The organism is Ruegeria sp. H3 (genome assembly GCF_056533095.1).
Window position 1 is genome coordinate 81,446 of sequence record NZ_JBQFOD010000006.1, and the last position, 26,316, is coordinate 107,761.

The window sequence follows — 26,316 nt, forward strand, 5'->3', positions numbered from 1 at the left end:
ACTTGAGATGAACATATTGGGCAAAATCCTGGCGCTGGGCGCGCTGAGCGTGGTTGCAGCTTGCGCAAACAATGATCCTTCGGCTTTGGGCGGTGGCGGTCCCGGTGGCAGCGGTTCGATTGTTGCGGGGTCACCCAGTGATCCGCGCTCGCCTGCGTATTTCCAGCAAACGGTTGGCGATCGCGTCTTGTTTGCAGTGGATCAGTCGACCCTATCGCCGCAGGCTCAGACGGTTCTACAAGGGCAGGCCGAGTGGTTGATGGCGAACCCTGACTATGTGGCCACGATCGAAGGCCATGCGGATGAGCAGGGCACGCGCGAATATAACCTCGCACTGGGTGCACGCCGCGCCAATGCAGCGCGTGAGTTCCTGATTTCGCGTGGGGTGGCGGGCAACCGACTGACCACTGTCAGCTATGGCAAAGAGCGCCCGATTGAAATTTGTAGCACCGAGGAATGCTATTCCAAGAACCGCCGTGCGGTAACAGTGCTGACCGGTTCAACCTTGGGGTAAGACGATGAGACTTGCAGGATGGGTTTTGGCCGCAGTTGTCGCAACAGCGGGCGTGGCGCAAGCGCAGGATCAGCAGACGCTGGCGGATATCCGGCAGGAGCTGACTGTGCTGCATGTGGAGATACAGCGCTTGAAGCGCGAGTTTTCCACCACCGGCTCTCCGGCGCCGAACCTTTCCGGCAGTTCTGTCCTTGAACGCGTCGACGCGATTGAGGCCGAGCTACAACGCCTGACGCGTCAGACTGAGCAATTGAACCAGCGGGTGCAAAACATTGTGACCGATGGCACCAACCGGATCGGGGATCTTGAATTCCGCCTTTGTGAGTTGGAGGCCAATTGTGAAATCTCTGGCGAACCAACTAGTACACTGGGTGGCGAAGACACCGGTTCGGGCACGGCGGTGATAACACCTGCCACTCCTCCTGCGACCGAGCAGGCAGAACTCGCCGTTGGCGAGCAGGCGGATTTCAACGATGCGTCGCAAGCGCTGGCCGATGGTGATTTCCAGACCGCCGCGACCAAGTTTGCGCAGTTCGATACATCCTATCCCGGCAGCCCTTTGGCGCCCGAGGCGCATTTGAAACGCGGGCAAGCGCTAGAAGGTTTGGGTGACACGCGCGAAGCGGCACGCGCCTTTCTTGCCAGCTTCACCGGCGATTCCGAAGGGGCGGTTGCGCCCGAGGCGTTGTATGAGCTCGGCGCGGCGCTGGGCCGTCTGGGTCAAACCGATCAGGCCTGTATCACCCTCGGTGAAGTCGGTGTTCGGTTCCCATCTTCTGGCCCTGCGTCAAATGCCACACAGGAAATGGCCTCACTGGGGTGTTCTTGAGCCGGACCCCGAACAGCCTGACATCCGATATTCGCGCCCGGCTGCCTGAACGGCTGCCGCAACGTCTGGGTGTTGCTGTTTCAGGCGGCGGCGACTCGGTGGCATTGATGTACCTTCTCGCTGAAATCGCCGCAGATGAAGGGACTGAGCTATGTGCAGCCACGGTTGACCATGGCTTGCGACCAGAAGCTGCCGAAGAGGCCCAAATTGTAGCGCGGCAGGCGGCTGGACTGGGGCTGAAACACGACATCCTGAAGTGGCAAGGTTGGGACGGCTCAGGCAATCTGCAGGATCAAGCGCGGCAGGCGCGGTATGCATTGCTGACTCAATGGGCGCATGCAAATAGTATCCCTGCGATTGCGTTGGGTCATACTGCGGATGATCAGGCAGAAACGGTGCTGATGCGGCTGGCCCGTTCCGCAGGGGTGACAGGCCTTGCAGCGATGCCAAATTCGCATGCCTGGGCGGGTATCACCATTCTGCGCCCGATGCTTGGGATCTCCCGCCATAGCTTGCGCGACTATCTATCGGATAAAGGGCTGAACTGGATCGAGGACCCATCGAATCAGGACAATAGGTTTGATCGGATCAAAGCCCGAAAGGCACTTGCTGACCTGTCTCCGCTGGGGATCACGCCCGAAACCTTGTCGCGCGTCGCCAGCAACCTTGCCCAAGCGCGTGAGGCGCTGGACCTGTTTACGCAGGAATCCGCCCGGAAGGTCACGGGTGTATTCGACGGGGATGTTTGTGTGGATCGGGCCGCGTTCCAAACCTTGCCAGCCGAGATCAAGCGTCGACTGCTTGTCGGTATCCTCGTCTGGATTTCAGGGCCAGGATATCCCCCGCGTCAGTCCGCTGTGGACCAAGCCATAGAAGCGCTGGCCAATGGTCAAGCGGGATCTCTAAGCGGGTGTCTGCTGGTGCCTCAAGCTGCGAACACTTGGATTTGCAGAGAGTTTCAGGCCGTTGCCAACCTGAAAGCGCGCCCCGCCGCGCGCTGGGATGCACGTTGGATTTTGTCCGGGCCGGGGACCGACGGTTTTGAAATCCGCGCGCTGGGTGAGGCAGGGCTTGCCTCGGTTCCCGATTGGCGTGCAGCGGGGCGTCCGCGCCTTGCACTACAATCCTCACCAGCGATCTGGCACGGTGATGAATTGCAGGCGGCGCCTTTGGCAGGCTTTCCCAATGGCTGGGCCGCAGAACTCGCACCGGAATGGCCCGAGTTTTACGCGTCGTTTTTATCGCATTGAACCTGCGCCAATCCTCTCTATTTTAAGAAGCAACCCGGCAAATACCCGTTTGCCGAAATCTTTTGGGAGAATTTCCTTGGGCAACGCTCGCAATATCGCCTTCTGGGTCGTTCTGTTCTTGCTGATCCTTGCACTGTTCAATTTGTTCAGCGGACCGGGCGGAACACTTCAGAGCAATGAACGCACCTATTCCGACTTTGTCAGCGCCGTACAGAACGGTGAAGTCAAGAACGTGACGCTGGATGGTGAGCAGATCCGCTACACCACCGAAACCGGCGGAACCTACGTGACGATCAAACCCGGCGATGCCGAGGTCACCAAGCTGCTGATCGACGAGAACATCCCGGTGCGCGCTGAGAAACAACAGCAGTCGGGCTTTCAATCGTTCCTGATCACGCTGCTGCCCTTCCTTCTGCTGATCGGTGTCTGGGTCTATTTCATGAACCGAATGCAAGGCGGCGGCAAAGGCGGTGCGATGGGCTTTGGCAAGTCCAAGGCTAAGATGCTGACCGAAAAGCATGGCCGTGTGACCTTTGATGACGTAGCGGGCATCGATGAGGCCAAGGAAGAGTTGGAAGAGATCGTGGAATTCCTGCGCAATCCGCAGAAATTCAGCCGTCTCGGCGGTAAGATCCCGAAGGGCGCTCTTCTGGTTGGCCCTCCGGGTACTGGTAAAACGTTGCTGGCGCGTGCGATTGCAGGTGAGGCGGGCGTGCCGTTCTTCACCATCTCGGGCTCTGACTTTGTTGAAATGTTCGTGGGTGTCGGTGCATCTCGTGTCCGAGACATGTTCGAACAGGCCAAGAAGAACGCACCCTGTATTGTGTTCATCGACGAGATCGACGCCGTGGGTCGCCATCGTGGCGCCGGTTATGGCGGTGGTAACGACGAACGCGAACAGACGCTCAACCAATTGCTGGTCGAGATGGATGGGTTCGAGGCCAATGAAGGCGTGATCATTCTGGCCGCGACTAACCGTAAGGACGTGCTGGACCCCGCGCTGCTGCGTCCGGGCCGTTTCGACCGGAACGTGACTGTTGGCAACCCCGACATTAAAGGCCGCGAGAAGATCTTGGGCGTGCATGCACGTAAGACACCTTTGGGCCCCGATGTCGATCTGCGCATCATCGCTCGGGGTACTCCGGGCTTCTCAGGTGCAGATCTGGCGAACCTTGTGAACGAGGCCGCTTTGATGGCCGCTCGCGTGGGTCGTCGCTTTGTCACGATGGAAGATTTCGAGAACGCCAAAGACAAGGTGATGATGGGGGCCGAGCGTCGCTCGATGGTGCTGACTCAGGACCAAAAGGAAAAGACCGCGTATCACGAGGCCGGTCACGCCGTCGTCGGTCTGGAACTGCCTTTGTGCGATCCGGTTTACAAGGCAACGATCATTCCACGCGGTGGTGCGTTGGGTATGGTTGTCTCGTTGCCAGAAATGGATCGCCTGAACTACCACCGCGATGAGTGCGAACAAAAGCTGGCCATGACCATGGCGGGCAAGGCGGCCGAGGTTATCAAATATGGTGAGGATCATGTGTCGAACGGTCCCGCCGGTGACATCATGCAGGCCAGCCAGCTGGCACGCGCGATGGTGATGCGCTGGGGTATGTCGGACAAGGTCGGCAACATTGACTATGCCGAAGCGCATGAAGGGTACTCGGGCAATACAGCCGGATTCTCGGTGTCCGCGCATACCAAAGAGCTGATCGAGGAAGAAGTGAAGCGTCTGATCCAGCAGGGATATGAGCACGCTTACAAAATCCTGACCGACAAGAACGAGGCGTGGGAGCGTCTGGCCCAGGGTCTGCTGGAATACGAAACCCTAACCGGGGACGAGATCAAGCGCGTCATGAATGGCGAGCCGCCCAGCGAAAGTGACGACGAGGGCGATAAGCCGGATGAGGGCAGCGCCCCAAGTGTCACGGCGATCCCCAAGACCAAGGCCAAGAAATCCCCACCCGAAGGTGGTATGGAGCCTGAACCAACCGCATAATCAGAAAACCCGGAGCCCGCCTCCGGGTTTTTCTTTCCATCGCTGCACGCATGCGCATTATGCGCGCGTGGCACGATAGAGAAGGATAGCCCATGCCGTTTTTGCGCGAAACAGAGTATTCAGCCGAGGTGCTCTGGTTAGGGTATGTCCCTGCAGGGGCATCATTGCGTGCACAGGCGGTCGAAGCGCTGTGGCTTGAATTTGTGGGTGTCCAGGGTGAGCGCCATGAAGGGCTCAATCGCGCATCCTGTGTTCGGGTTGGAAACCTTTATCCAAAGGGGACTAAAATCCGAAATGTGCGTCAGCTGTCGATTTTGTCTGTTGAAGAACTGGACGAGATCGCCGCCGAGATGAGGCTTGATCAGTTGGATCCGTCTTATCTGGGCGCTTCGATTGTCCTCAAGGGAATCCCTGACTTTTCGCATATTCCACCTTCGTCCCGACTAAAGGGCGACGGTGATGTAACGCTCACAGTCGATATGGAGAACGCCCCCTGCATCTTGCCGGGGCGTGAGATTGAAGCGGAGCACGCCGGCCACGGGGCAGAGTTCAAGCCTGCTGCGAAAGGGCGTCGCGGGGTGACTGCCTGGGACGAGCGGCCCGGTGAGTTACGCATTGGCGACAGGATGAAACTGTTTGTTCCCGATCAACCGATTTGGGCGCCATAGGTGGCCAGGGTTTCCGATTAGAAACGGTGAAGTCAATCTAACGCCGTTTCGCGGCATGAATATGTCGGAATCCATAGCCACTGGATTTGTACACAACGGTATGGGTTGCTCAGCATCGGCGCGCCGCGCCGTATTTGCACGGCATTCAATCAGGGACCCTGCCCAATGAGCTACAAATCCGACATCGAAATCGCGCGCGAAGCGAACAAGAAGCCGATCCAGGAAATCGGTGCCAAGATAGGCATCGACTCTGCGGATCTTCTGCCTTACGGCCACGACAAAGCCAAAGTCAGCCAAGACTTCATCAACTCGGTGCAGGGCCGTGAAGACGGCAAGCTGATCCTGGTCACTGCGATCAACCCGACCCCGGCGGGTGAGGGCAAGACCACCACCACGGTCGGTCTGGGTGACGGTCTGAACCGCATTGGCAAGAACGCGATGATCTGTATCCGCGAAGCCTCGCTTGGCCCGAACTTTGGGATGAAGGGCGGCGCTGCAGGTGGCGGCTACGCTCAGGTCGTTCCGATGGAAGAGATGAACCTGCACTTTACGGGTGACTTCCACGCCATCACCTCGGCCCATTCGCTGCTGTCGGCGATGATTGACAACCATATCTATTGGGGCAACGAGTGCGATATCGACATCCGTCGCGTTGCATGGCGTCGCGTGGTCGACATGAACGACCGTGCGCTGCGTCAGATCACTGCTTCGCTGGGTGGCGTGTCGAACGGCTTCCCGCGTGAAGCAGGCTTTGACATCACCGTTGCGTCCGAAGTTATGGCGATCCTTTGCCTGGCGAACGACCTGAAAGACCTGGAAAAGCGTCTGGGCGACATCATCGTGGCTTACCGCCGCGATAAAACCCCGGTCTACTGCCGCGACATCAAGGCCGAAGGCGCAATGACCGTTCTGCTGAAAGACGCAATGCAGCCGAACCTGGTGCAGACGCTGGAAAACAACCCGGCCTTTGTGCATGGCGGCCCGTTTGCAAACATTGCACACGGCTGTAACTCGGTCATCGCGACCAAAACTGCTCTGAAAGTTGCTGACTATGTCGTGACCGAAGCGGGCTTTGGTGCCGATCTGGGTGCCGAAAAGTTCATGAACATCAAGTGCCGCAAGGCGGGCATCGCTCCGTCGGCTGTGGTTCTGGTTGCCACCGTGCGCGCGATGAAGATGAACGGCGGCGTTGCCAAAGCCGATCTGGGCGCCGAGAACGTGGATGCGGTTCAGTCTGGCTGTGCCAACCTCGGCCGTCACATCGAGAACGTGAAGTCCTTTGGCGTACCGGTTGTTGTCGCCATCAACCATTTTGTCACCGACACCGACGCCGAAGTTGAAGCGGTCAAGAGCTACTGCGCCGAGCATGGCGTTGAGGCGGTTCTGTCGCGTCACTGGGAACTGGGCTCGGAAGGCTCGGCGCCTCTGGCTGAGAAAGTTGTCGAAATCGTTGAAGGTGGCAGCGCGAATTTCGCGCCGATCTACCCCGACGATATGCCTCTGTTCGAGAAAGTCGAAACCATCGCCAAGCGCATCTATCGCGCAGACGAGGTGCTGGCTGACAACAAGATCCGCAACCAGCTGAAGGAATGGGAAGCCGCAGGTTATGGCAACCTGCCGGTCTGCATGGCCAAGACTCAGTATTCCTTCTCGACCGACCCAACCCTGCGCGGCGCGCCCACCGGCCATTCGGTTCCGGTGCGCGAGGTTCGTCTGTCGGCTGGTGCAGGTTTCATTGTGGTAGTCTGCGGCGAGATCATGACCATGCCTGGCCTGCCGCGCAAACCTGCGGCCGAGACCATCTGCCTTAACGACGCAGGTGAGATCGAGGGCTTGTTCTAAGCGCCTGAATGATACATCTCGTGGTCTGGGGATACCCCCGGGCCATGAGGAGAGAAACATGCCCACTCTGATACCGCCGCAAGACTGTCGCTCGATGCAGGAATTGCGGCCTCAGATCGACAAGCTGGACCGCCAATTGATCGAATTGTTGGTAACGCGCGCAGGCTATATTGACCGTGCGTCTCAGCTGAAACCCGGCGAGGGGCTGCCCGCCCGTATCCCGGATCGGGTCGAAGAGGTGGTGCAGCGTGTGCGCAAGAGCTCGGATGAATTGGGCATGGACCCTGATCTTGCTGAAAAGCTCTGGCGCATTTTGATTGATTGGTCGATTGCGCGCGAAGAGCGTGTGCTCGGCGCTGACTGACCAAACAGGCGCCTCGTGCGCCTGACCCGTTTTGGAAGAGGGGATTGAACAATGGTAGCCCAGGTTATCGACGGTAAAGCCTTTGCCGCAAAAGTGCGCGCGCAGGTGGCTGATCAAGTTGCCAAGCTGAAGGAAGAAAATGGCATCACACCCGGTCTGGCCGTGGTGTTGGTGGGCGAAGACCCGGCGAGCCAGGTCTATGTGCGTTCGAAAGGCAAAATGACCGTCGAGGTCGGCATGAACTCGTACGAGCACAAGCTGGACGCCGACACATCCGAAGACGACCTGCTGGCGCTGATCGACAAGCTGAACAACGATCCGGCTGTGCATGGCATTCTGGTGCAGTTGCCGCTGCCCAAGCATCTGAACGAAGACCTCGTGATCAATTCGATTGATCCGGCCAAGGATGTGGATGGGTTCCATATCTCGAATGTGGGTCTGCTGGGCACCGGCCAGAAGTCGATGGTGCCGTGCACCCCGCTGGGATGCCTGATGATGCTGCGCGACCACCATGGCTCGCTGTCCGGTATGGATGCGGTTGTGATCGGGCGGTCGAACATCGTTGGCAAGCCGATGGCACAGCTGCTGCTGGGCGACAGCTGTACCGTGACCATCGCGCACAGCCGCACCAAGGATCTACCCGATGTCGTGCGACGCGCCGACATCGTTGTGGCCGCCGTTGGCCGCCCTGAAATGGTGCCGGGCGACTGGATCAAGGAAGGTGCCACCGTGATCGACGTGGGCATCAACAGGATCGAACGCGATGGCAAGAACAAGCTTGTGGGCGACGTGGATTATGACAGCGCAGCCGAGCGTGCCGGTGCGATCACCCCGGTTCCCGGTGGGGTCGGCCCCATGACCATCGCTTGCCTGCTGGCAAACACCCTCACAGCCGCATGCCGCGCGAACAAATTGGCAGAACCAGAAGGTCTGACCGCATAATTCTGCGTTCTGGAACTGAACCAGAATCAGCTAGCTTAAGATACGATTTACCGCGCCCGCATGACCACGGGCGCGGTATTTTTTTGAAAAGCTTTCCTTGTGAAGTAAATCGTGATAAATATTATTTTCCAGATGGTTACTAAGTTAGTCTGCATCTTTGCCAATATGTCTGATGTTGATTTGGCGCGGTGCATCTGAAGATAAGTATGAATACCGAAGTAAGTGAACTCAAAACGGCCCTTACCCCTCAGCGCATGTGCGCCGCGTTCATTTTTCTTCCGTTGCTGTCATATGCCTTCCCCCCCTTCATGGATGCTGATGTTCCCTATGGATTGCGCCTGTTGTTTTGGGTCGGAGTTATGACGATCGCGTTGGGCGCGATCTGGGCAACCCGGATGCTTTTGCGAGACAAGCTGATACTACTGAAACTGCCGCTGCGCGATTTGGCTTTCGCGGCGGTGATCCTGGTGTTTCTAACACCGCTGTTGTGGCTGCTGGCTTGGGGTCTGTTTACGTATACCGGAAAGATGGTGCCCGAGGTTAAATCGGTAGCAGCGTATGGCGTGCTGTTTGCCACAGGCCTTGTGCTTGTGCGTCGCGGTGATCTTCATGCTGATAGCGTGGGGCCTAAGCCGCCGGAATTGCCGCGCTTGTCAAAACGCTTGCCTGAAGGGTTTGAGGGTCAGATCTACCGGCTGACAGTCCGGGATCACAACGTGGATGTTGTTACCTCAGAAGGCATGTTTTCGATCAGATCACGTTTTACGGACGCTATTGCCGAGATGGAGCCTGTTCCGGGCCACTGCTCTCACCGCTCACATTGGGTCACAGATGCATCCATTGCGGGCGTTGAAAAGACCGGCAGCAAAACCTTCCTACGCTTGGTCAATGGTGATCTGGTACCGGTCAGCCGCAAATATAAGCCGATGCTGGAAGAAGACGGGCTGATCTAGGCCGTGCGCGGCATCGGGATCATCTGCGGGTTTGGCCCGGTCAATATGGCCATAGCGTCGCTCTGCATCAGGTCTGACAGAACGTGCTCGGAACTGCGTAATCCGCCTGTGTAGGTACCATAGGCTGGCAGGACAAGCCGATCTTGATCCACCAAGAACGCCGGGCGAGAGATTGATCTACCTCGGATCGACAGGCGTGCCTTTGGGTGGAAATGACCCGAGACTTCGCCCTTGGCATTTGCCTCGGCGATATGGCGAAAAATCAGAGGACCTTTGGCCCACTCCGCCAGATGTGTGCCGCCCAGTTCGATAGGGCCGGGATCGTGGTTGCCTTCGATCCAGATCCATTCCCGACCGGCCTGCAGCCTGGTGATCTGCAGTTTCTCGGATGCGGCCAGGGCGGTTGAGGCATCCAGATCGTCGAAACTGTCGCCCAGGCACAAAACGGTTTCAGCACCTGACGCATCCAGATCTGCCGACAGCCGATCCAGCGTTTCGCGGCCGTCATAGGGTGGCAGCGTCAATCCGCTGCGCCGTGCCAACCGTTCGGACTTGCCCAGATGCAGGTCCGAGACACACAGCATCCGCCGATTAGCCCACCAAAGTGCCCCAGAGGGAAGGGCACGCAGCGTCTGACCGCAAAACAGAAAATCCAAGCCGTTCATGATACGTTCTTTGCCTGTTTCTGTTCCATGCGCAAGGGCTTACAGCTGGTTCAGCCCGGCAGCTTCCAGCAGCCGTGCGCTTTCTTCTGCAAGCAACCGTTCCTCGGCCGCGCCTTTGACCGGGATCTTTCCAACCTCTAGAAACAGGGGCGCAGCCAACGGTGTGATACGGTCAAGCCGCAGCAGATCAATCCGATCTCCGATCCGTGCGACCATTGCCTCGATACGTCCAAAATCAACCAGCCCGCGCATAGCCTCCTCTCGGGTGATCTGCATCAGCAAATGGTCGGGGTCGTATTTCAATAGCGTGTTGTAGAGGATATCTGACGAAAACGTGGCCTGCCGTCCGCTTTTGCGTTGCCCGCCGGTGTTGCGTTCGATCAGGCCGGCGATTGTGGCCGAGGCACGAAAGTTGCGTTTCATAACGGCATTGCCAGCCAACCATGTGTCCAATCCCTGTCGCAAAGCGTCGAGTTGGAAAAGAGGGCTGGGATCGGTCACCGCATCCAAGCCCCAGATCAAAGTCGCGTAATCCGTTGCAACAAAACCCAAGGGCGCGAACCCGGTTTCTTCCATGCGCTTGGTGATCAGCAAGCCCAAAGTTTGCTGAGCATTGCGTCCGGCGAAGCCGTACACGCATAGGTGCTCTCGTCCGTCGCTTGGAAAGCTCTCAATCAGAAGGCGATCACGTTGGGGCAGCCGGGATATGTCCCTCTGCAAGGCCAACCAGTCCGCAGTGTGACGAGGCAACTGAGGCCAATCGGGTTGTGCGAACATGTGTAGGATACGGTCGCTTAGCTGGGTGGAGGTGGCAAATTTCGTCCCTGCGAAGGTGGCGATTTTGGGTTTCTTGTCAGCACGACGGCTGACCTCGACCACCATCTCACGCAGCCCCTCATAACGCACGATCTGACCGCCAATCAGAAAAGTATCGCCGGGGGTGAGAGAAGCTGCGAACGCCTCTTCAACCTCGCCCAGAGGTTTGCCGCCCCTGTTACGCCTCAGCCGAACCTTGAGCGTATCGGTATCCTGAATGGTGCCAAGGTTCATGCGGATACGTGCAGCGGCGCGGGGGTCGCGCAACTGCCACCGCCCATCAGAGCGCTGTTGTAGTCTCTGCCAGCGGTCATAGGCGCGTAGGGCGTAGCCTCCAGTTGCACAGAAATCCAGACAGGCGTCGAATTCCGGGCGGCTCAGATCGGAAAACGGCCCGGCGGACGTCATTTCCGTGAACAGCGTATCCGCATCGAATGGCCCTGCGGCGGCCGCAATCAGGATGTGTTGGCACAGCACATCGCGGGGCCCTGCGCCGCGCGGGTCGCCGTCCAGTTCATGCGCTTTCGCAGCTTCCAGCGCGGCGACGCATTCCACCACTTCGAACCGGTTTGCGGGTACCAGAAGCGCCTTGGACGGCGCGTTGTAGCGATGGTTTGCCCGCCCGATCCGCTGCACCAGCCGCTTGACGTTTTTGGGCGCACCGATCTGGATCACCAGATCAACATCGCCCCAATCGATTCCCAAATCCAGAGAGCCGGTGCAGACAATGGCGCGCAGGTCGCCCCGGACCATGGCGGCCTCAACACGTTCGCGCTGTTGGCGGTCCAGACTACCGTGATGGATGCCGATGGGCAGGCTGTCTGCGTTGGCAAGCCAGAGATTGTGAAAGAAAATTTCCGCCTGCGCGCGGGTATTGTGAAAGATCAGTGTTGTTTTGTGTTGGCGGATTTGATCCAGAACAGCCGGGATCGCATAGGCCGCCCCACCGCCGGACCAGGGGGGCATTTCGTCTATTTCCAGCATCGCGATGTCGGGGTCAGGGCCGGGATCGGCTTGAATGATCCGGCACGGGTCCGGGTGTCGCGCCAGAAAGCGGGCGATCCCTTCCGGGTCTTCGACCGTCGCCGACAGGCCGACGCGACGTAGTTCCGGGCAAAGGCTCTGCAACCGCGCCAGTGCCAGCATCAACTGATCTCCGCGCTTGCTTTCGGCGAGGGCGTGGATTTCATCGACGATCACACGTTGCACCCCATCAAACATGCGCGGCGCATCCTCATATGAGGTTAGCAAGGCTAGGCTTTCCGGCGTCGTTAGCAGAATATGCGGTGGGTCCGCACGCTGGCGTTTCTTCTGCGTGGCCGAGGTGTCGCCGGTGCGATCTTCGATACGGATAGGCAGGCCGATCTCGTCGACCGGGGAACGCAGGTTGCGTTTTATGTCCGCCGCCAAGGCTTTCAGCGGTGAGACATAGATCGTGTGCAACCCGCTATGTGCGCCTACGGCCAGCTCAGCCAGAGACGGCAAAAACCCGGCCATTGTCTTGCCGCCCCCGGTAGGGGCGATCAGCAGCGTTGCCGGATCACGTGCCCGGTCGAACATGTCTTGCTGATGGGGGTGGATGGACCAGCCTTTGGCCGAAAACCAATCGGTGATCCGGGCGGGAATCTGCGTCATAGGTGCAGATTAACCGCCCTCGTGCCGGAATGGCACGGCGTTATTTGACGATTTTCTCGTCCTTGACGAACATGTTGGCCCAGGCGCGGTCAATCAGGTCGGGGCTCATCTGATAGGGGATGCCCTCGAATTCGCAGATCGAAATCATCTGATCGATCAGGAAGATCGGCTGATAGTTCGCATAGATATTGTCGATGGTCGGGTATTTGACCTTCAACAGGTGAACCAGAGCGGCCTCATCCAGTGGCATGCCGCGTTTGCGGGCCACCATGGCGAAGATTTTCAGGAAGTTCTCTTGGTTCGGGCCATCAATTTTGATCTTGAAGAAGATCCGGCGCAGGGCCGCTTGGTCGAAAATCTCGTTCGGGTGGAAGTTGGTCGAGAAGATGACCAGCGTGTCAAACGGAACCTCGAATTTCTCACCCGATTGCAGGCCAAGGATATCCTTGTTTTCTTCCAGCGGAACAATCCAGCGGTTGACCAGCGCCTGTGGCGGTTCTGCCTGACGGCCAAGGTCGTCCACGATGAAGATGCCACCGGTCGATTTCAACTGCAGCGGGGCCTGATAGGTCCGCGCTGTGGGGTTGTAGACCAAATCCAGCATGCTGAGCGATAATTCACCACCCGTTACAACAGTAGGGCGTTCGCATTGCACATAGCGCGAGTCGAACCGCTTGCGGCGGCGCAGACTGTTGGGGTCGTCGGCTTCCTGCTCGATCGCGGTGTGCACGATCGGGTCATAGACGGTGATTACCTGACCAGCATATTCGATGGCATAGGGCACATAGACATTGTCGCCCAATGCATCGCGGATACCGTTCGAGATCGAGGATTTACCATTGCCCGGAGGGCCATACATCAGGATCGAGCGGCCTGCGCTGACCGCAGGGCCAAGATGGTCCAACAGGCTGTCAGGCAGGACCAGATGGCCCATTGCACCGACCAATTGCTCACGCGTGACCTGAATGTTGCGGATCGACTGGCGTTTGACCTGCTCGCGGTACACATCAAGCGGCACGGGCATCGCGCCGAAATACTCCGACTGACTCAGCGCATCCAGCGCACGGGCCTTTCCTGCGTCGGTCAGCTGGTACCCCATCTCGTTGCCGCTGTTCGCGTTCAGGGTGCCCGTGGCTTCCAGCAGTTTCTGCTCGCGCGCGATGTCGATTAGTTCCTGTGTGACAGCGCCGGGCAGGCAGATTGCCTCGGCTACTTCCGACACGGTGCTGGCATTCTTGCGAAAGACTGTTTTCAGCAGGATGTCCCGCATCATCACCAGCGGAAGCTGCATTTCGCCCAATCCCTTAGGCGCAGGAGGGGCCATCACGGCGGAGGTTTGCATATTCATGCGCGGCGCTCGTCTATCCTGAAATCACACACATGCCCCCAAAGGGGCCACTTGTGGGAAATCTGGCTCAGCTTTGTGGCGGGACCAAGGCAGCGACATGGCGCACAGATGATAGTTTACGAACCGTAAACAGTGCCCAAAATCAGATACATGACCAAAGCCCCTGCCAGAGCGAGGCCCATCGGGAACTTCTTACCGCGATCCCAGCTTTCCCAATGAGGGGCGATGGTGCGCAGTCTGGTGTGGCGGGCCAACCGGTGAGTGGCAACGGCGCCCAGCACTGTTGCCAGCAAAATCGCGATCAGAACGCCCAGGTCTTGTATCCAGACGAAGGGTGCTGCCGCGGCCAGAAACTTAGCATCACCCGCGCCGAAGGCACCGATGGCATTCAAAAGAATGCCCGCAACCAGCACAATGGGCAGATGCAGCAACTGCCAGATATATGGAGAGAGGGCGACCGGGAAGGGGCCTAGCGAGCCACTGATTGTGCCGGTAGACCAAGGGGGCAGGGCAATCAACCCAACAACCACATAGACAAAAGCCAGAGCCACAACCGCATGGTTCTTGATTTTCATATCGCGCATGTCGGTAAAGGCGACATACAGGCAGATCGGTAGGATGAACGGCAAGAACCAGATCGCCGCGCGAACAGGAATTTCCATTTAGGTGGAACTCTCAAGCGCGCGCAGAGATCTGACCGCTTCGTCAAAATGCTGTGGATGAGTCGAGATCGCCTCGCGGAACAGGTTCTTCGCGGTATTGATGTCGCCCTGTTTGACAGCTGAAATGCCCATCGTGTTCAACAATTGTGCGCGTTCGATCTGCGACATGGGCACAACAGGCAGGCTGTAGTTCCCCTGTGCCGAGCGGGCAAGAACCAGATTATTCTTTGCTGTAAACAACGAACTATCCTGCCGAACGGCATCGGAAAACAGGCGCTCTGCTTCCGCATACTGGCCGCGGGTCAGTTTAGAATAGCCCCAGTTGTTCATGACGCTGCCAGGACGAGTCGTCAGACCCATGGCTGTTTCATAGAAATGATCAGCGCGTTTCCATTCTTTTCTGGAATCGGCCACAACAGCCTCAAGACGATAGCGCTTGAAGGTTTCATAGGTCGGGGGAACTGAATCCAACACAGATTTGGCCTGCGCCCAATCGCCATTTCGAACCAAAGCGTCCGCATATTCGACTTTGTCTGAGCTGTTGGTTCCCTTCATGGTCGTTACCCGTTTCCAGGCAGCGCTTGCTTCGGTGGTACGTTTTGCCCGACCCAGTGAAACGGCCAGTCCACGCTGCAGATCGATCCGGTTGGGGTTCTTGGCGGCGGCACCCTGAAAATAGGTCACCGCTTCGTTGGGATCTGAGGCGTTCAGAAGAACGTCGTTCAGGTTGGTTTCGTCAATGACGTTCACTTCCTGAAACGTGCGTTCAACCCGCTCTTCGGCAGATTCTTTTTCGCATGCGGATAGAATAAGCCCGCTCAGAATGAGTGACGGAATCAAGAATTGTTGGCGCATTTTTGCGTCCTTTACTGCTCTTGCCTCGTTTACTGGATTTTGCGCAGCGTAAATTGCCCGTCGCCGCGCTGTTCCAGCGTATATTCTTGTTCTTGAGGAGTAGTATTAACAGGATTTTCCATTTTTGCGAGTGCTAAGCGCAGATTGTCCCGAATTGCGTCACTTTCGCCATTGTCCAGGGCGAAGGCACGTTGGAAGACCTGAGCGGCTTCGGGGTATTTCTGCTGCTCCATCAACAATACGCCCAGATTATTCCAGGCCACGGGCCACTCAGTATCATCTTCAACCGCGCGTCGTAGCAAAGGTTCTGCCTGACCCAAACGCCGCAATCCAAGATTGGCGGTTCCCATCGATGTCAGGACTTGTGGCGTCATCCCCTGTTCAAGCGCGGCGCGGCTGAAACTTTGCAGGGCAAGTTCATATTCCCCTGCGGCCATCAACCTGTTGCCCGTCGCGATGTTGTCGCTTGTTTGACCATCGGGGTCGATGCCCGGCGCGTCCAACCCGTTGGGCTGACCAAGTTGATCACAAGAAGCCACGGTGGCTATCACCACCGTGGCTTGAAGCAGTCGGCGAAGTCCAGATCGGACGCACCTGAGTTTTGTATTCATTAGCGCTTTATCCGCGGCCAAAGCTCGAAATGACATTTGCAGAGGGGCCAACCAGAATGATCAGCAGTGGTGGCACCGTCAACATCATTGTGACCAGAGTCATTTTCGTAGGCAACTTGTTTGCGGCCTCTTCAGCGCGCATGACCCGTTTGTCGCGCATCTCACCGGCATAAACCCGCAGGGCTTCGGCGATTGAAGTACCGAATGTTGCCGATTGGATCATTACCGTAACAAAAGAGCTGACATCCTGAACTCCGCAGCGCGTACCAAAATCGCGCAGGACCGTATCCTTGTCCTTACCGGCTTTCATCTCATACGCAACAACTTCGAATTCTTGCGCAATGTCCGGGTAAGAGGATTTCATCTCAGCTGCGACACGCACAATCGCCTGATCCAGTGATTGCCCTGCCTCGACGCAGACCAGCATGAGGTCAAGCGTGTCCGGGAAACCCGATGTTATCGCCTCTTGCCGTTCGGCGACCCGTCGCGTGATCCAGTACTTTGGGATCATGTAGCCAATGCCACCAGGCAAAAGTACGCGGATGATCTGTTGTTGGCTGGTGTATTCCTGATCCCCTGCCAACACCGTGATCAGCAGGACGCCCAGAACGATACCAGTGATTCCAAGTGCGAACTGCGCAAAGTGAAAGAAGCGAACAGCATCTTTTGATTGATAGCCCGCTTGCCGCAGTTTCAGCTGGACCGCGGAGTATTCTTCCTGGTCCTTGGGTTCCAGAAAGGTGGCAAACTTTTCAAGTTGTTCGTTCTGGCTGCCATGCCGCAGCTTGTCTTTTTTACCCTTCTTCGCTGCCTTGGGGGCAGCGGTCGAGCGCTGAAGCTTTTTCAACGGGTCTTCGGGCTGGCTCATCATCAGCGAAACGGCGACGCCGATCAGCACAAGGCCCAGAATGCCCACAACGATCAGTGGGCCAAACTCACCAAGGTTCGCGGTGAGCATATCGTTGATACTGGTCAGAAATTCCATGATACCGCCCTCAGACCTTAATGTTGGTGATGATCTTCATGACGATCAGATTCAGCGTCAGCAGGATGCCAACGACGAAACAGGCCGGAATGAACCAGGGGTGATCCAGAACCTCGTCGTAATAGCCGGGGTCTTTCACCAGGATAAACACCAGACAGGCGATTGGGAAACCAGACAGGAACTTACCAGACCATTGCGCCTCGGCCGTGATGGCTTTGACCCGGCGGAACAGACGGAAACGCGCGCGGATAACCTGTGCGAGACCGGCCAGAATTTCTGCGAGGTTACCACCGGATTGCTGCTGAATGCCGACAGCAACAGCAAGGAAGCGCAAATCCTGCATATCCAATCGTTCTGCCATGTCTTTCAGCGCCTCGCCAACATCGCGGCCATAGGCGCATTCATCGGCGATTACACCGAATTCAGTTCCCAGCGGGTCCTGTACTTCGTTAGAAACCACCTGAATTGTCGAAACAAACGGGTTGCCCACACGCAGGGACCGGACCATCAGTTCCACTGCATCGGGCAATTGCTCTTCGATCAGGCTCATCCGCTTCTTGGCTTTGTGGTTCACCCAAGCGTAGACACCGCCAATACCGATCGCGATTGAAATCGCGATGCGCAGGGTGATCTCTGTAGCGGTACCAATGCTCAGCCCCATAAACGCGACAACAGAGACCAAGCACATGATCATGATCAACTGCCGTGGCGAGAACGCAATCGCCGCCTTTTGCGCTTTGTCTGCAAGCAATGAATACAGAGGGATGCTCTGCGATTTCATATGCTGCTGCATTTCCTTGCGCAGCTGTTCAAGTACCTGTTCGCGCCCGGCGCCTTTTTCCAGCATATCCAGACGGCGATTTACCCGGCTGTTCAGGCTGATGGATTTGCCGAACGCGACAAGATAGATGCCTTCAACTAGGGCAAGGACCCCCACAAATATGGCGACATAGATGATCGCCTCCATAGGCACATTCATACTAAGCTCTCCTACACTGTGGTTGGGTCGTAGATGGACGCAGGCAGGTCAAAGCCCCACAAACGGAACCGTTCCGAATAGTGGCTGCGTACACCCGTTGCAGTGAAGTGACCGATAATCTTGTTGTCAGGTGTCAATCCAACGCGTTGAAATCTAAAGATTTCCTGCATCGAAATAACATCACCTTCCATACCGGTGATCTCAGTGATTGATGTCATACGGCGCGAGCCGTCCTGTAGACGGCTGGCCTGAACAATCAGATTCACAGCGGATGAGATCTGGCTGCGGACCGCTTTGATCGGCATCTCGATGCCAGCCATCGCAATCATGTTTTCTAGACGCGAGATGCCGTCCCGAGCTGAGTTGGCGTGGATCGTCGTCATTGACCCATCGTGACCGGTGTTCATGGCCTGCAGCATGTCGATCACCTCGGCGCCACGCGTCTCGCCAACGATGATGCGGTCAGGGCGCATACGCAGGGCGTTTTTTAGACAGTCGCGCGGGCTGACCTCACCCTTACCTTCCACGTTGGGTGGGCGGCTTTCCATCCGGCCCACATGGGTCTGCTGCAGCTGAAGTTCCGCCGTATCCTCGATGGTAAGGATGCGTTCGGCATCGTCGATAAAGCTGGATAGCGCGTTCAGAGTGGTCGTTTTACCAGAACCCGTACCGCCCGATACGATCACATTCAGTCGGGTCGACACTGCGGCCTGCAAATAGGCGGCCATCTCTTCGGTAAACGCGCCGAAATTGACCAGATCGTCAATGCCCAGCTTGTCCTTTTTGAACTTACGGATGGAAACCAGAGAACCGTCCACCGCAATTGGTGGCACCATAGCATTGAAGCGCGATCCATCGGCCAGACGGGCGTCAACATAGGGGTTGGATTCATCAACTCGACGACCCACGGCGGATACGATCTTGTCGATGATCCGCATCAGGTGCTTTTCGTCCTTGAAGGTAATGTCGCTGATTTCCAGCTTGCCGGCGCGTTCCACAAATATCTGTTGCGGGCCGTTCACCAGAATATCGTTGACAGTGTCGTCCTGAAGCAGCGTTTCTAATGGGCCAAGGCCTGTGACTTCGTCATAAAGTTCTTTGTTCAGTTGGGTCCGGTCTTCGCGGTTCAGAACAATACTACGCGCTTCAAGAACTTCGCTGGCAATCGCGCTGATCTCTGAGCGCAGTTCAGATTCATCAGCGTTTTCCAGTGCAGCAAGGTTCAGGTTCTCAAGCAATTCACGGTGCAGCTCGATCTTGATTTCGCCCAGGCGTTCCTTGCGCTTGCGATCGCGATCAACACCGTTCGCCTCTGCCGCTTTTTTCTGAACCGGTTTTCTTGCGATGGCATTTTGTGCGGGGGTATCTACAGGTGCTGCCGGTGCGGGCGCCTTAGCCGGTGTCTGCACCGGCTGCGCTTCGGACGATTTCTTGTATCTTGAAAACACGGCTGATCCCCCCTTTGGGATGATTTATGCGGCCTCAGCGTCGCTGCTGCCCAGGCTGTGGAGTGATTTTGCCAGCTTCGCGATTTCGCGGCGCAACGGGTTCTTGGCCGCAGCGTTGGCAAGTGGCAGACCGTGGTCGCCACTTTGCATCACGGGTTTCCCGCCATCCGGCAGTTGCAAATCGATGGAAATTCCAAGGCTTTCGCCCATGCGTTTTACGCGACCTTTACCATTCAGATCGGTGAATTTCGGGGCCCGGTTCAATGCAAATCGCAGCTTGTTGAATGGCAGTTCTTCGGCTTGCAAGGCCCGTTTCAGGCGCAGCGCGTTCTGAGCGGACCGCATGTCCAACTCGATCATGGCAAAATAGACATGGGACGCCTGCAATACAGTTTCCGACCAGTGAACCAAGGTTTTCGGCATGTCCACGATGACATAGTCGAAATGCTTGCGCGCCATGTCGATGACGCGCTGAATGTCTTCCGGTGTGATCAAATCCAGTGGAACCATGTCTGCTGGTGCTGTCAGAACCTGCAGTTTTTCTTCATATGTTTGAAGTGCTTGCGAGAAGACTTCATCATCCATAGCGGCTGTATCGGACAGCATCTCGAACACAGTTTCACGGCGCGGCAGGTCGAGATAAGTTGAAACTGTGCCGAATTGCAGATCCAGATCGATCAGGCAAACCGTCGGTGCGTCCTTGTCAGATACGTTGGCAAGCTCCCAGGCGAGATTCACGGCCATGGTTGTTGAGCCGACACCCCCGGCCAGACCATGGACAACGAACATCGCGCCTTCTTTGGCGTCACCCCCCGCCAATGGAACTGCCGCTGCTTGCGCAGCAGCAACCGGATCTGGCTGGTTCATACGCTCAATTGCTTCTTGCAATTCACCCTCGGGCAGAGGGTAGGGCACAAACTCATCCGCGCCCTTGCGCAAAAGCTGATGGAGCGATGCGGGTGTCACATCCTCGGCAATCAGCACCACTTTGATCTTCTTCTCCTTCGCCTGGGTGATGATTTCACCCATCAGCGAAAGGTTATCTTCGTCTTCGCCGTCGATGGCCAGCGCCACGAATTGCATGGAATCTGCTTCGGGCTGACCAAAAAACGCCAAAGCTTCGGCAAAACCAAGATCGCCCCAACGCTCACCCAAAGCGGCTTCCATATCTTCGATCAGCAGATCGAAGTTTTGGACGTCCCGGCTGATCGTGCAGGCCAGGATACCGGTGTTGTCGTCTTGCGGCGTCGCGCTGGTCATACAAACTACCCTCGTTGAGAGAGGCCAGCATCTCTTGCGGACGAGATCACGCCGAATGATTTGCTGTCGCCCCTAAGCGGTCAATACAGGCCGCAGGTCACCCAATTGTTGACAATGTCGCTGTGAAGTTGGGCAAGAATTTGGCGCAAAAGAACCAATTGTAGGGAAATAGGCGACGATGTCGCCTATTTCGGGTGTATTATCAACCGTCGGCTGAGGTGCCGGTCGTTGTTTCAATGTAGCTTGGCCGTGTCGCGCTATCGATATACTCACGATAGATTACGTCGGCGTACTTGCCGTCTAGAAGTTGCGATCTGCCATCTGCAAAGCCAGATACCTCGGTTACCGTCCGGCGGTTTCGCCGATCACGATTGGGCGTGTCAATCAGGGGGCGCGTTTTACCAAACGATACCACAGCTTCGAGCCGTGAGCGTGAAATTCCCTGTTGCACCAGATAGTTAACAGCAGCTTGCGCGCGGCGCAGGCCAAGGCTTTGGTTATAGCTGGTCGATCCCACGGCGTCGGTGTGGCCATAAACGCGGAAACGCGCCTCAGGGAACTGTTTGATCCAATCAGCCTGACGCCGCAGAACACTCTGTGCCGAAGCGTCCAGTTGTGCACTATTGAAGGCAAAGTTGATCTGAACCGGAACGTCCGAGGCGAATCGGCGGCTCAGGATCTGTGCAAAGGTCAACTCGCCATTCATGACCTGAATATTGTTGAGCGTCGCGTTCCCATATGCGCCCTGGTCGAGCTCATATCCCGCCTCACGTGTACAGGCCGAGATCGCGACCGTAAGACCCAGGGTGATGATCCACTTGTTCATTGGTCTATCCTCCTCATCAATCCAGGACGTAGCCGTACGAGCTGCCAAAGTCCTGCTTTGCAACCTCTGATGCAGCACCAGCACCTTGACGCTCTGTACGGGCGACGCGGCCCGTGAGGAACAGGTCAAAATCGCTGGGCGGTTTGACACGATCAGTTGGCAGGGCAAGGGCTTCGCCTCGTGTTGGGCTAACCAAATGCGCTGTTACGATGATGACAAGCTCGCTCTGTTCGCGCTGATAGTCGGCACTGCGGAAAAGAGCACCCAGGATCGGTACATCACCCAACCACGGAATCTGGTTGTTTTGATCGGTAAAGTTGTCCTGAAGCAGGCCCGCGATTGCAAAGCTTTCCCCATCCCGCAGCTCAATCGTTGTCTTCGCCTGACGGGTGATAAAGCTTGGTACGATGTCACCGTTGATCGTGAAGTTCGAGCTGGTATCGATGGCCGAAACGGCTGTGCCCATTTCCAGGTTGATCAGATCACCATCCACAACGCGTGGGGTGAAACTCATTTCGACGCCGAATTGTTTGAATTCAATCGCGACAACGCCATCATCCTGGGGAACGGGGATCGGCACCTCACCACCCGCTAGGAAGGTTGCTTCCTGACCAGAAAGGGCAGAAAGGTTTGGCTCGGCTAGATTTCGTACCAAACCTTTGGTTTCCAGTGCCTGGAGCAACACATTGACCTGCGCTGAACCGACACCAAAGCCAAACAACAATGTACCATCTTGTACTGTGACTGGTGGGACAAGGTTTTGAGGGTTAAAACCACCGACGACGTTGCCACTCCCGCTTGCAAAGGAAAGCGAAGAAGAAAGCTGCTTGGCGACCGAACGGTTCATCTCGGCAAAACGGACTTTCAGCATGACCTGCTGAACTCCACCGACCGACATTAGGTTCGATACGCGTTCAGGTGCATAGCGTTCTGCCAATTCAAGCGCGCGTGCCAGTTTGGCTGAGCTTGAAACTGTGCCCGACAATACAATGCCGTCATTGGCGGTGCGGACCTCAATTGGCTCGGATGGCAGAATCTGACGCAGACGCTCTTTAAATTCCGTCACATCGGGCGCAACGCGAACGCGCACATTCGCCAACAGCATGCCGGCGCCGTCAAACAGCGTCAGGGTGGTCATGCCGGGTGTCTTACCCAGAACATAGATAGTCCGGTCTGAAAGCGACGAGATATCCGCTATGCCCGCATTGGCAATGCTGAGTTCGGCGAACGGTTGTTCGCTTTCCACAACGATTGCGCGATTCATAGGAACATCCAGTGTTTCCACTGTGCCCTTTTTTACCACGCGAAGGGTTTCAGCCCAGGCGGCATCGCCGACCGGGCCCATAACAAGCGACAACCCCAGCAGGGTTGCGCTGATCCAGGAACGTATTGTCATGTGACCTGCCTCTCCGATCACGCCTCGTTTTTTTGGGTCTGATGCCCTATAGGAAAGACAGTGCGCGAAAACCGAATTTATTGCAATAATCAATGGTTTCCGGAATTTTGTTTATGTGGACAATAGGCAACAATGGCAAAAAAATAGGCCGCGCGTTCTGCGCGGCCTGAACCGATAACGTTCTGAATTGACGTTAATTTGTGCAGGGTATTTGGGTTTCGAACGTGTCGCCGCCTTTTCGGATGCGTGTGGTGCAGACCTGTTCTTTCGCCTTTTCAGGCGCAGGCGCGATTTCTTCGATGCCCAATAGCTTTCTTTGGTCAACTTCGATTGCAGATGCGACCGATTCATCCTGCACACCAACAAGTGCCAAAGACAAACGACCAGTGTTCTGGGCCTGGGCGAGCGCTGCAACTTGCTCGGGTGTTGCAGCAACCGTCACAGTTCGTGCGATTGTCGTTTGTGACACGTCTGAGCCCGCGGTCTGGTCGACAGCAATCAGTTGGATGTTTGACTGAATCAAACGTGTGATGCCACCCGCTGATCCTTCGGCGGTGCCGCTTGAACCCGTCCAATAGATATCTACATTGTCGCCTGGACGCAGAAAACCTGACACGCCGGATGCCACGTCAACACTGATCGCAAAGGCGCGCATGCCTTTTTCCAAACGTGAGGTCAGGCCAGCCTTTTCACCTGGCTCTGTGACCTTGACCGCCAAAATCGCTTCGTCTTTTTCCATGGTGCGAAGAACAAAACGCTCCTGCGGCCCAATTTCCGGAAACAGGACTGCCATCTCGGTGAAGGTGCCTTCGGGAATCGCGTTTTCGGGCCAATCGACGGCGCGAACGTCTTCTGGTGTCAGAGCTTCGCCGTACTTCAGCGGCCGATTCGACACGTAAACAGTTACAGTAGGGATGACATCCACCTGAGCATTGGCCAGCGCCTCGGCTGCCGCCTGCTTCTGACGGGCCAGTTCGTTCTGGTACTCAGATATATAGTTGCGCGCCATATAGACAGCGCCCCCCGCCAGAGCCACCCCGACAATCAGAACAAGTCCGAATACCGCTCGCATATTTGTACCTCACTTTTTCGCCGGTCGACTGGTTAGCGACAGTATCAACAATTTTGAACAGCATAATTCCTACAGAGCAATTGTGTCGAAATCTGGGACAAATTGGTCAATCGCCCGGGATTCTTAATATTGTTGCGGAATCTGTTTGCGGGTATCTAACGGCGCGTCTCACACCGGTTTCGCAACAAAAACGCCGCGCACAGACTGTTGCGGCGTTTGCTTTTTTGTAACTGAGTGTCGTTTATCAGTTTTAACCGCCGCCCGAGCTTCCACCGCTGGATCCGCCGTCTCCACCACCTGAACTGCCGCCCGAAGACGAACCGCCGCTTGAACTTCCGCCGGAGGATGACCCGCCGCCCGAAGAAGAGCCACCCGCCGTACCCGCAACTGTGAAGCCGCCAGCATTGTCGTTGTCGCCCGTACTGACGGTTGCGGATGTAAGCGCGGTGTTTACGTTCCCGCCGTAGCTGTTGGTTGCAGAGGCGATTGCCAGATACAGGGCTGACCCGATGCCAATAATCAAGGCCGTCAACACTACCCAATCAACCGTGACAGCGCCGTCTTCGTCATGCGAAAACCGTTTGATGAACTTATACATCTTGCCCCTCCGAGCCATAGTCCGTTTCGACCCAGGCAATAAAACGGGCCGTCTGTTCCGTAGTTCGAAGATTATTTTTGCGTGACATGCATGGCGGAAATAGGGCCAAATATTGTGTTTGGCGCCACAGTTTGCGAATAATTGCCTTAAATTGTACAGCTTTGGCGATAAGAAGATGCGATCCATCCTCGTTGCTGGGCAATCGGCCAACAGCCGGAAATCTGTTACTCATGGCGCAGGCTAGCCAATGAGAGGGCTCCATAAACAGAAAAACCGCGCCGAGTTTGGCGCGGTTTCAAATCATACTCTAAGCGATTGCTTAGTTGGTCGCGGTACCTGCGCCGGTTACACCACCTGCAGCTGTGTTGCTGCCGGTCGAGATGGTCGCACCGTTCAGAGCGGTGTTGACGTCGGTCGCCAGGCCGGTCGCGCCAGCCGAAATCTGCTGGTATGCAACGGCTGCCAGGCCGATGACTGCTGCGGTCAGAACAACCCAGTCAACTGTTACTGCGCCGTCTTCGTCTTTGCGGAAGTTCTTGATGAACTTGATCATGTTACGTCCCTCCTAAAGGATCTAATAAAGTCTGTTGAACCTTGGCGTCTTTCAGAGCTTTCTCTCTCAGTCCGCTCCAGTCCGTCTCGGTATGGGCTTATGTTTGACGGGTACGCATGGCAGGAATTGGGCCAAACCGATATTTTTTTCTGTTTGATTTAACTTTTTTGATACGAATTGCTTAACTATCAGATAACAAAAAGAAAAAATATTTGTTGGCACCCTTTTCACCGTGCCGGGCGGTGCAAAAAAGCGCCAAATGAGGCGAAATTGCCCCAATTCGCTTTGTTTTTCTGGCCTTGCGAGACGTTTTGCGGTTCAACTTCAGAAAAAAGAGAGCATGAGGCAGGCAAATGAATCTCCGGGACGCACTTAAATGCGCCGGTGTGTTGGTGTTCCTAACCGTTAGTGTTGCGCCTTTAGGGGCAACTGAACGCGAACCACGCGGTGTATATAAACGGATCAAAGCGCCGAAACCCGGTGAACGCCCGCGCGTGACCGTTCAGATATCTCCACAAGAGCATGCCGCCAGACCATCCGCGCCAAGTACAGGGGCCGAACTGATCGTGCCCGAAATCATCAAGAAAGCCAAAGTTCCGCCAGCGATCACGCCGGATGCAGGTGTCAAAAGTAACCCCAAAGGTTCATACAAAGCATTCTGGGATCGGATATCGCCGGAATTGGCGCAGGCTCGGGCTGGCCGATTGGAGGACGCTATCCAGGCCCTGTCAGCAACGAGTATCAAATCCCCCAGGCTTCAGACTTTGCAGAACATTGCACAACAACAGGGCGTGGATATCCTGCGCTCGACAGTTGGCACAAATGTCTCGCCAGCCTTGGTGCTAGCTGTGATTGCAGTTGAATCAGCGGGTCGTGCGGATGCTGTCAGTTCCGCTGGGGCGCAGGGATTGATGCAGCTGATGCCCGCAACTGCAGCGCGTTTCGGCGTGAATGACAGTTTCCAGCCGGATCAAAACATCTCTGGTGGTGTGAAGTATCTGAATTGGCTGATGGAAGAGTTCGGCAATGATCCGATTCTGGTTCTTGCTGGATACAATGCGGGCGAGGGTGCCGTTAGAAAACACAGCGGTGTGCCGCCCTATGCTGAAACACGGGACTATGTGCCTAAAGTTCTGGCAGCGTTTCAGATCGCGCGTGCGCTTTGTTCGACACCACCTGATCTGATCTCTGACGGTTGCGTGTTTCAGACCACCAACTAAAAAGGCCCGCCACTCCGAGCGGGCCCTTGGCT

At 56.4% G+C, this 26,316-nt stretch carries 25 protein-coding genes; 10 read left to right on the forward strand and 15 right to left on the reverse strand.

Features of this window, described 5'->3' with window-relative positions; genetic code table 11:
- The first annotated feature begins 7 nt into the window (after nt 1-7).
- The 9 genes from pal (at nt 8) to ACR0JE_RS09165 (ending at nt 9,355) form a co-directional block, all read left to right on the forward strand.
- Complete coding sequence (gene pal / locus ACR0JE_RS09125; protein WP_170531039.1) at nt 8-514, forward strand: peptidoglycan-associated lipoprotein Pal; 507 nt, start codon at nt 8-10, stop codon at nt 512-514.
- Between the two features lie 4 nt (nt 515-518).
- Nucleotides 519-1,343 carry a tol-pal system protein YbgF gene (gene ybgF, locus ACR0JE_RS09130; protein ID WP_480863951.1) on the forward strand — a complete coding sequence of 275 codons (825 nt, stop codon included), beginning with the start codon at nt 519-521 and terminating at the stop codon, nt 1,341-1,343.
- Nucleotides 1,340-2,593 (forward strand): tRNA lysidine(34) synthetase TilS, encoded by a 1,254-nt coding sequence (gene tilS / locus ACR0JE_RS09135; RefSeq protein WP_480863952.1) that lies wholly within the window; start codon nt 1,340-1,342, stop codon nt 2,591-2,593. Before ybgF ends, tilS begins: the two co-directional genes overlap by 4 nt.
- 76 nt (nt 2,594-2,669) lie before the next feature.
- Complete coding sequence (gene ftsH / locus ACR0JE_RS09140; protein ID WP_353012480.1) at nt 2,670-4,586, forward strand: ATP-dependent zinc metalloprotease FtsH; 1,917 nt, start codon at nt 2,670-2,672, stop codon at nt 4,584-4,586.
- A gap of 92 nt (nt 4,587-4,678) precedes the next feature.
- Complete coding sequence (locus ACR0JE_RS09145) at nt 4,679-5,254, forward strand: MOSC domain-containing protein (protein WP_480863953.1); 576 nt, start codon at nt 4,679-4,681, stop codon at nt 5,252-5,254.
- Between the two features lie 165 nt (nt 5,255-5,419).
- On the forward strand, nt 5,420-7,096 hold the full coding sequence (locus tag ACR0JE_RS09150) for a formate--tetrahydrofolate ligase (protein ID WP_170531029.1): 1,677 nt from the start codon (nt 5,420-5,422) through the stop codon (nt 7,094-7,096).
- Between the two features lie 58 nt (nt 7,097-7,154).
- The gene (locus ACR0JE_RS09155) at nt 7,155-7,460 is read left to right on the forward strand and encodes a chorismate mutase (protein ID WP_480863954.1); all 306 of its coding nucleotides are present in this window, start codon (nt 7,155-7,157) and stop codon (nt 7,458-7,460) included.
- Nucleotides 7,461-7,511: 51 nt separating this feature from the next.
- Nucleotides 7,512-8,402 (forward strand): bifunctional methylenetetrahydrofolate dehydrogenase/methenyltetrahydrofolate cyclohydrolase FolD, encoded by an 891-nt coding sequence (folD, locus tag ACR0JE_RS09160; protein ID WP_480863955.1) that lies wholly within the window; start codon nt 7,512-7,514, stop codon nt 8,400-8,402.
- A 206-nt stretch (nt 8,403-8,608) separates the two neighbouring features.
- Nucleotides 8,609-9,355: a LytTR family DNA-binding domain-containing protein gene (locus ACR0JE_RS09165; RefSeq protein ID WP_480863956.1), complete on the forward strand. Its 747-nt coding sequence runs from the start codon at nt 8,609-8,611 to the stop codon at nt 9,353-9,355.
- Here ACR0JE_RS09165 and pdeM read toward each other — a convergent pair.
- The 15 genes from pdeM to ACR0JE_RS09240 form a co-directional block, all read right to left on the reverse strand.
- Entirely contained in the window at nt 9,352-10,020 is a 669-nt protein-coding gene (pdeM, locus tag ACR0JE_RS09170; RefSeq protein WP_480863957.1) for a ligase-associated DNA damage response endonuclease PdeM, read from the reverse strand. The genes ACR0JE_RS09165 and pdeM overlap by 4 nt on opposite strands.
- A gap of 39 nt (nt 10,021-10,059) precedes the next feature.
- Complete coding sequence (locus ACR0JE_RS09175; RefSeq protein WP_480863958.1) at nt 10,060-12,471, reverse strand: ligase-associated DNA damage response DEXH box helicase; 2,412 nt, start codon at nt 12,469-12,471, stop codon at nt 10,060-10,062.
- A 40-nt stretch (nt 12,472-12,511) separates the two neighbouring features.
- A complete protein-coding gene (locus tag ACR0JE_RS09180) occupies nt 12,512-13,819 on the reverse strand; it encodes an ATPase (protein WP_170531017.1) in 1,308 nt (435 codons plus the stop codon).
- A gap of 116 nt (nt 13,820-13,935) precedes the next feature.
- A complete protein-coding gene (locus ACR0JE_RS09185) occupies nt 13,936-14,481 on the reverse strand; it encodes a prepilin peptidase (protein ID WP_480542033.1) in 546 nt (181 codons plus the stop codon).
- On the reverse strand, nt 14,482-15,336 hold the full coding sequence (locus ACR0JE_RS09190; RefSeq protein ID WP_170531013.1) for a tetratricopeptide repeat protein: 855 nt from the start codon (nt 15,334-15,336) through the stop codon (nt 14,482-14,484).
- A 29-nt stretch (nt 15,337-15,365) separates the two neighbouring features.
- Nucleotides 15,366-15,947 carry a tetratricopeptide repeat protein gene (locus ACR0JE_RS09195; RefSeq protein ID WP_480864022.1) on the reverse strand — a complete coding sequence of 194 codons (582 nt, stop codon included), beginning with the start codon at nt 15,945-15,947 and terminating at the stop codon, nt 15,366-15,368.
- 7 nt (nt 15,948-15,954) lie between these two features.
- A complete protein-coding gene (locus ACR0JE_RS09200; protein WP_480546445.1) occupies nt 15,955-16,932 on the reverse strand; it encodes a type II secretion system F family protein in 978 nt (325 codons plus the stop codon).
- 10 nt (nt 16,933-16,942) lie between these two features.
- On the reverse strand, nt 16,943-17,911 hold the full coding sequence (locus tag ACR0JE_RS09205; protein WP_170531007.1) for a type II secretion system F family protein: 969 nt from the start codon (nt 17,909-17,911) through the stop codon (nt 16,943-16,945).
- 11 nt (nt 17,912-17,922) lie between these two features.
- Nucleotides 17,923-19,359 carry a TadA family conjugal transfer-associated ATPase gene (locus ACR0JE_RS09210; protein WP_480542037.1) on the reverse strand — a complete coding sequence of 479 codons (1,437 nt, stop codon included), beginning with the start codon at nt 19,357-19,359 and terminating at the stop codon, nt 17,923-17,925.
- A 24-nt stretch (nt 19,360-19,383) separates the two neighbouring features.
- Nucleotides 19,384-20,619 (reverse strand): AAA family ATPase, encoded by a 1,236-nt coding sequence (locus tag ACR0JE_RS09215; protein WP_170531003.1) that lies wholly within the window; start codon nt 20,617-20,619, stop codon nt 19,384-19,386.
- Nucleotides 20,620-20,821: 202 nt separating this feature from the next.
- The gene (locus ACR0JE_RS09220) at nt 20,822-21,445 is read right to left on the reverse strand and encodes an OmpA family protein (RefSeq protein WP_480863959.1); all 624 of its coding nucleotides are present in this window, start codon (nt 21,443-21,445) and stop codon (nt 20,822-20,824) included.
- A 16-nt stretch (nt 21,446-21,461) separates the two neighbouring features.
- Nucleotides 21,462-22,841, reverse strand: a complete 1,380-nt coding sequence (locus ACR0JE_RS09225; RefSeq protein ID WP_480863960.1) for a type II and III secretion system protein family protein — start codon at nt 22,839-22,841, stop codon at nt 21,462-21,464.
- A 193-nt stretch (nt 22,842-23,034) separates the two neighbouring features.
- Nucleotides 23,035-23,913 (reverse strand): Flp pilus assembly protein CpaB, encoded by an 879-nt coding sequence (cpaB, locus tag ACR0JE_RS09230; protein WP_170530998.1) that lies wholly within the window; start codon nt 23,911-23,913, stop codon nt 23,035-23,037.
- Nucleotides 23,914-24,163: 250 nt separating this feature from the next.
- Nucleotides 24,164-24,511 carry a Flp family type IVb pilin gene (locus ACR0JE_RS09235; protein ID WP_480863961.1) on the reverse strand — a complete coding sequence of 116 codons (348 nt, stop codon included), beginning with the start codon at nt 24,509-24,511 and terminating at the stop codon, nt 24,164-24,166.
- A gap of 319 nt (nt 24,512-24,830) precedes the next feature.
- Complete coding sequence (locus ACR0JE_RS09240) at nt 24,831-25,064, reverse strand: hypothetical protein (RefSeq protein WP_170530996.1); 234 nt, start codon at nt 25,062-25,064, stop codon at nt 24,831-24,833.
- A 353-nt stretch (nt 25,065-25,417) separates the two neighbouring features.
- Here ACR0JE_RS09240 and ACR0JE_RS09245 point away from each other — a divergent pair, with 353 nt between their 5' ends.
- Complete coding sequence (locus ACR0JE_RS09245) at nt 25,418-26,284, forward strand: lytic transglycosylase domain-containing protein (protein ID WP_480863962.1); 867 nt, start codon at nt 25,418-25,420, stop codon at nt 26,282-26,284.
- The last annotated feature ends 32 nt before the right edge of the window (nt 26,285-26,316 follow it).